General features: G+C 59.1%; 4 protein-coding genes and 2 pseudogenes. 3 read left to right on the forward strand and 3 right to left on the reverse strand.

Translation table 11 applies throughout. The features are described from left to right. A pseudogene (locus tag P0D71_RS35895) lies at positions 1 to 267 on the reverse strand (acyl-CoA dehydrogenase N-terminal domain-containing protein); the annotation flags it as partial. A gap of 387 nt (positions 268 to 654) precedes the next feature. On the opposite strand from P0D71_RS35895, the gene P0D71_RS35900 reads away from it, so the two are divergent. After that, positions 655 to 2,292: a 3-(methylthio)propionyl-CoA ligase gene (locus P0D71_RS35900; protein WP_408483876.1), complete on the forward strand. Its 1,638-nt coding sequence runs from the start codon at positions 655 to 657 to the stop codon at positions 2,290 to 2,292. A 17-nt stretch (positions 2,293 to 2,309) separates the two neighbouring features. Here the strand turns inward: P0D71_RS35900 and P0D71_RS35905 are convergent, their stop codons facing one another. Together P0D71_RS35905 and P0D71_RS35910 are read right to left on the reverse strand one after the other, a co-directional pair. Then, complete coding sequence (locus P0D71_RS35905) at positions 2,310 to 3,281, reverse strand: AraC family transcriptional regulator (RefSeq protein WP_408188035.1); 972 nt, start codon at positions 3,279 to 3,281, stop codon at positions 2,310 to 2,312. 193 nt (positions 3,282 to 3,474) lie between these two features. Continuing rightward, positions 3,475 to 3,930, reverse strand: a complete 456-nt coding sequence (locus tag P0D71_RS35910; RefSeq protein WP_408483877.1) for a BON domain-containing protein — start codon at positions 3,928 to 3,930, stop codon at positions 3,475 to 3,477. Positions 3,931 to 4,454: 524 nt separating this feature from the next. Between P0D71_RS35910 and hpnI the strand changes: the two genes are divergently transcribed. Both hpnI and P0D71_RS35920 read left to right on the forward strand, forming a co-directional pair. Continuing rightward, complete coding sequence (gene hpnI / locus P0D71_RS35915; RefSeq protein WP_408483878.1) at positions 4,455 to 5,660, forward strand: bacteriohopanetetrol glucosamine biosynthesis glycosyltransferase HpnI; 1,206 nt, start codon at positions 4,455 to 4,457, stop codon at positions 5,658 to 5,660. A 104-nt stretch (positions 5,661 to 5,764) separates the two neighbouring features. Beyond that, positions 5,765 to 6,192: pseudogene (locus tag P0D71_RS35920) on the forward strand (hopanoid biosynthesis associated radical SAM protein HpnJ); the annotation flags it as partial.

Below are 6,192 nucleotides of genomic sequence, written 5' to 3' on the forward strand. Positions count from 1 at the left end.
CTGCCAGCCGCCAACGCCGAACTGGCGAAACGCTTCCTTGAAGCCAGGCGTCGCGGTGACCACGCCATCTTTCCAGTTGCTCGGATTGCGATCGCCTTCGACATTCAGCGGCGCCAGCACTTCGCCGCACAGTTTCGCCGACTCTTCGAGCACGGCCTGCGCGGTGTCGAGATTCGCGTCTTCGAAGCCCGGCAGCGTCGCGATGTGTTCGAGACCGGCCAGTTCTTTCATCACGAACAGCATGTCCTTGATGGGTGCGCTATACATCTCCGTCTCCTTGATATGGGTATGCGAACGAGAGGCTTGCCATGCGAAACCCGCAATTCGGGCATGGACGGCAGCTCGGATGACCCATCCTACTGCCTCGCGTGCGTACGCCCGATGGCGAAATCTGCCGTTTCATTGACAAAAGCTGCCGTTTTTCCGTCGGCAGAAAGCGCGGACCTGGCCGGGAGAGGATTGGCCGATTATGTCAATGAATCGGCCAAGCTTGCTAATGCTCAGGGAAGCGGGCGAATCTAGAATAGACTGAACATGCAGCCTGACGCTGCCCTCAGCGATGTTTGCGACTGGACTGACTGGCCATATTTGTCATGCCGGGCGTTCGACACCTTCCAAAGCATCGCGAGTGAAGACCCTACCGGAGACAAGCCCATGGACCTGTTTGGCCAGATGATGTACGCGCCGTTATTGTTGTCGTCGTTGCTCCAGCAGGCCGCGCGGCACTCCAGTAAGGTCGAGATCGTGTCGCGCCGCGTCGAGGGTGATATCCACCGCTACACCTATCGCGACTGCCATATCCGCTCGATGCAGCTCGCGAATGCGCTGACAGCGTACGGGATCCAACCTGGCGACCGGATCGGCACGCTCGCGTGGAACGGGTATCGCCACATGGAAATGTACTATGGCGTATCCGGCATTGGCGCCGTTTGTCATACCATCAATCCGCGGCTTTTCGCTGAGCAGATCGCCTATATCGTCAACCACGCGCAAGACCGGTTTATCTGTTTCGACATGTCGTTTGCACCGCTTGTCGAGCAGATTGCCCACCAATGTCCGCTTGTCGAGAAGTGGATCATGTTGTGCGACGAGTCGGCATTGCCGGAAACATTCGCTGTGCCATTGGAGAGCTATGAAACGTTGATCGCCGGTCAGCCTCAGTCGTTCGACTGGCCGCGCTTCGACGAGCAGCGCGCAGCGGTTTTGTGCTACACGTCCGGGACGACCGGCAATCCGAAAGGCGTGCTGTATTCGCATCGCTCGCTCAGTCTGATGGCCTATGGGTCGGCGTTGCCGGATACGCTGTGTCTGTCCGCGACGGATACGGTTGCGCCCGTCGTGCCGATGTTCCATGTCAATGCGTGGGGGCTGCCGTTTTCGGCGCCGCTCGTGGGCGCCAAGCTGGTGCTCCCCGGGCCGAAGCTCGACGGCGAGTCGCTGTGGACGCTGTTCGAGCAGGAAGGCGTCACCTTCTCGGCCGGCGTGCCGACTATCTGGCTTGGCCTCGTCGACTACATGCGGCGTGCGGGCAAGCACAGCACGCACTTCAAGCGCGCGATCGTCGGGGGCTCGGCGTGCCCGCCGCAACTCGCTTCGTCGTTGCGCGAGCTTGGCATCAAAGCCGTGCATGCGTGGGGTATGACGGAACTGTCGCCGCTCGGCACCGTATGCTCGCCGTCGCATGGCTACGAGGAGAAGTCCGCTGAGGAGCAGAAGTGCACCGATGCAAAACAGGGGCGCGCCGTGCCCGGCATCGATCTGAAGATCGTCGGTTCGGGCGGCGTGGAGTTGCCGTGGGACGGTAAATCGGCGGGCGATCTGATGGCGCGTGGCCACTGGGTGCTGGATCGTTACTACGGCGTCGAGCAAACGGCGCTGGAAGACGGGTGGTTCTCAACGGGCGACGTTGCAACGATCGATTCCGACGGTTATATGCAGATCACGGATCGAAGCAAGGATGTCATCAAATCCGGCGGCGAATGGATTTCATCAATCGAACTCGAACATGTCGCAATGTCTCATCCCGAGATCGAATCAGCGGCTTGCATTGGGTGCGAGCACCCGAAATGGGACGAGCGTCCGTTGTTGATCGCGGTAAGGCGTGCTGGCAGCACATTGAGCGCGCAGCAATTGTTGGCGTTTTACGATGGCAAGGTCGCCAAGTGGTGGATTCCAGATGATGTGGTTTTCGTTCCCGAGATGCCGCTGACCGCGACCGGAAAGCTCCAGAAACTGGTTCTGAAGCAGCGATTTGGCAAGCATCTCGTCGATGCAGCGAAGCCCTCGGCGTAGGCTCGAACGCAAATCACTCAAATCATCTTGCGGTAGGCCTGTGGCGTACTGCCCGTCCAGTGGCGGAACGCGCGGTGAAAGGCGGTCGGATCGTCAAAACCCACTTCGTAGGCAATCACGCCGATGGCATCGGCCGAACGCGTGAGACGCTGGACAGCAATGTCACGGCGCAGTTCGTCTTTGATTGCCTGGAAGGTCGTACCTTCAATCGAGAGGCGGCGGCACAGCGTTCTCACTGAGTAGTGCAGACCCTGTGCGACGACTCCGATTGTTGGAATCTCGGGCAGGCAACCCGCAATGTATTGGCGCACCTGGTGACAAACCATCTGCTCAGCAAACGACACGAAGATCCAGTCTTCCGGCGCGCGCGCCAGAAACTTCTTCAGATCGGACTTGTGTTGCCGGATGGCCATGTCGAGATATCTGGCGTCGAACGACATGCAGGTCTGAGTGCAAGCGAAATGCACCGGTCCGGGAAACAGGTAAAGGTAGTCGGTCTCCCGCGATGGCCGCGGGAAATCGAACTCCACCTTGACCAGAGGGATTTTCTGCCCGATTAGCCAGGACGCCACACCGTGCACGAGCTTTAACATCAGCTCCTGGCCAAGCGCATTCTGAGACCTGTTTGCCTCGTTCGCGATGAGTTCGATCCTGCAGAGCGACTCGTCGCGTTGCGACTTCACGGTGAAGTCGTCGAGAATCAGGTGGAAGAACTGCCCGAACCGATGCATCGCGACATCCAGCCGAGGAGCGTCGAGCAGGCTGAGGCACAGATACTTGAGCGTGCCATTGCGCAATGGCCGGCTGAAAATGCCAGGCATTTCATCGTCATATTCGGCCGCAAGCAACCGATAGAGTGTTGAGAACTGCTCCTGCGTAACGCGCGCTCCCGGTCTGTGCAGCAATGCATGCGGGATGCCGGATCGTTCAGCCAGCCTCTCAATCGCCATGGGGTCTGCGCCGGCTAGAAAGCCGTTGACCAAGGACATTGAGACGGTAGCCGAGAGCGAGTTCAAGGGGGCGGTACAGTTGTGCGCAACTGCTCGATGTTATGCGTGGCTTATTTTGTCATAGGTCGGGGCCGAATGCGAATGGGCGATAGGCGAGGCGCGCAAACGTACGCCTCGCGGGCGGAAACGGCTGAAGACAGCTGTCGCATGATCTGCCAGCCGCCGCGCTTGCTTAGTTACCGGGTTGGAATACCTTCAGTCTATTGTCGACGCGCTGCACACCGGCGACGCTCTGCGCAACGGTAACGGCGCGAGCGATCTGCTTGTCATCCGGCGCACTGCCGACCAGCGTCACCACACCGTCTTTCGCAAGAATCGAAATTCCCGACGAGTTAAGCCCCTTCGATGCAGTCAGCGCGTGCCGAACGTTCTTCTGCACCAGGTGATTCTGCGCGCGACGCGCTTTCGGGCCGGATTGGGGCGCAGCTTGGGGTGCAGCCACGGGCGCGGACGACGCTATATCGTCGGACGCTGCGGTCTGTGCCAGCGCCGAAACCGAGATGATGGATGCGACACACAATGTGATCGTCTGAACGACTGCTGATTTCATAAGAACTCCAAGAGAGCTTTGCTGGGTAAATATCGACCGCGCTTTTGAGGGGGGCGCGCTTTCGTAGAAATTTGCCATCACATCATCGATATGCAGGGCGGAGCGCCGCACCTGGCAATCGCCATTCTATGGGGATGACTACCCTGTATTCGTCGATGTCGCAGGAAGAGACTGTTGTCGAAACGGTGAGTAAATCGGAGGCTTTGGAAGCGTGTATAGAAGTGACCGGTTTGTCTGGAAGCGTTCAGTTTCGAGTCAGCCTTTGGTACTCCGCGCAGCGCATTCGGTTCAGCGCAATAGCCGAAGCGTGTAGTACAGGCTAATTCTGTAAAGGTGTTTTCGAGGTTGTCGCGTATATCGGGAGTGAGGACGCGTTTAATATGCCGTCGCGCCTAACCGGGAAGCACTATTTCCGGTCTGCTGCGAGAGCTTCGATAACGCAATTGCAAAAGCATTGCGCGAGATCAATAAGACGGGCCTCGCCTACACCACCATCTCGAGATTCGATGAAAACTGCTGTTGCGTCCCGCTAGTCAACTGTATTGGATGCGCGTTGGCCGGTCGGGCCGGTCATCGAGAGAAGTAGCACGGGGTACTGTTCAATGATTCACGTCGTTCTGTCCGCTTTCCGGTGGCCACTGGTTGTGCTGTGTTTCATGGCCACGCTATACGCGGTCGTCGCAGCGCTCGCGACACCGTTTCTGCGCGCGAGCCGGTCGGGCAGAAACCGATTTCAGCAATACGGGGCAATGGTCGACGGCGTCAGCGTATTGAAACCTTTGTGCGGGGCTGAGCCGAGGCTATACGAGAATCTCGCCACGTTCTGCGAGCAGACGCATTCCCACTTCCAGATTCTGTTCGGCGTGTCCTCGCCCGACGATGCCGCAATTCCAGTTGTGAGGCGTTTGCAGGCTGCGTATCCGGACCGCGACATTGAACTCGCAATCGATTCCCGGGTGCATGGCTGCAATCTGAAGGTGAGTAATCTCATCAACTTGGTTGAACGGTCCAAGTACGACATCATCGTGATCGCCGACAGCGATATCGCAGTCAACTCCGACTATTTGCGTACTGTCTCCGCGCCGTTGGCCGATGCCGGAGTCGGCGTGGTGACGTGTCTTTACGTCGCGCAGAGTGTGGGTGGCTTCTGGCCTCGCCTGGGCGCGCTCTTCATCAACGAGTGGTTTGCGCCTTCCGTGCGGGTGGCGCACGCGGTTGGCTCCCGCCGGTTTGGCTTTGGCGCGACCCTCGCATTGCGACGCACGACGCTTGAGCGCATCGGCGGCTTCGCCGTGCTGAAAGATTGCCTGGCCGACGACTACTGGCTCGCGGAGCACGTCCGTAACCTTGGACTCCGCACGGTGCTGTCACCTGTGATGGTGGCTACGGACGTCATTGAACCGACATTCGCGACCCTGTGGCTGAGGGAAACCCGCTGGTTGCGTACGATCCGGTCAGTGAATCAGCCGGGGTTCGCGTCGCTCATCATCACGTTTGCCACACCATGGATTGTGGCCGGTGCATGGCTGGCGTTAGATTTTCGTTCGGGCGAGCTAGCAAGCGCGCATCCCTGGGGAGCAACGGCGCTGGCGGTGAATTCGGCCATAGGCGTGGCCGCGCGAATAGTGCTCCACGCGCGTGGCGCGCGTGATTCACATTCGTTCTGGCGAGATCTGCCACTCGTGCCGCTGCGTGATACGTTGCTGGCGTTGCAATGGCTTGCGGGAGCGTTCGGTTCTCACGTTGTGTGGCGCGGAGCGCGCGTGCCGGTCGCACCGGCCAGCAACCCGATCAATCCTTCCGTATAAACGCGCCGGATTCCACTGAAGCATCCGATGGACTTTGAAATGACATACAGTTCGCTCGCGCAACGCGAAATTTTCCCTATAGAACACAAGTTGCCGGAGCAATCATGAAAGCGCTTTTTTTGCAGGCGCCGTCGTACGACGGCTTCGATGGTGGCGCGGGATCGCGCTATCAGGCCAAACGCGAAGTCCGCTCGTTCTGGTATCCGACGTGGCTTGCGCAGCCTGCGGCACTCGTGCCCGACAGCCGCGTGCTCGATGCACCGGCAGATGGTCTGTCGGTGGATCAAACGCTCGACATTGCGCAGCAATACGATCTGGTGGTGATCCACACCAGCACGCCGTCCTTTCCCACCGACGCCCTGTTCGCCGAAGACCTGAAGAAGCGCAAGCCGTCCGTACTGATCGGCATGGTGGGCGCGAAGGTCGCCGTCGATCCTCACAATTCGCTGGTTGCCACCGAGGCGATCGATTTCCTCTGCCGCGAAGAATTCGACTTCACCTGTCAGGAAGTGGCCGAAGGCAAACCGTTCTC

The sequence above is a fragment of the Paraburkholderia sp. RL17-383-BIF-A genome, assembly GCF_046028015.1.
GTDB lineage: Bacteria > Pseudomonadota > Gammaproteobacteria > Burkholderiales > Burkholderiaceae > Paraburkholderia.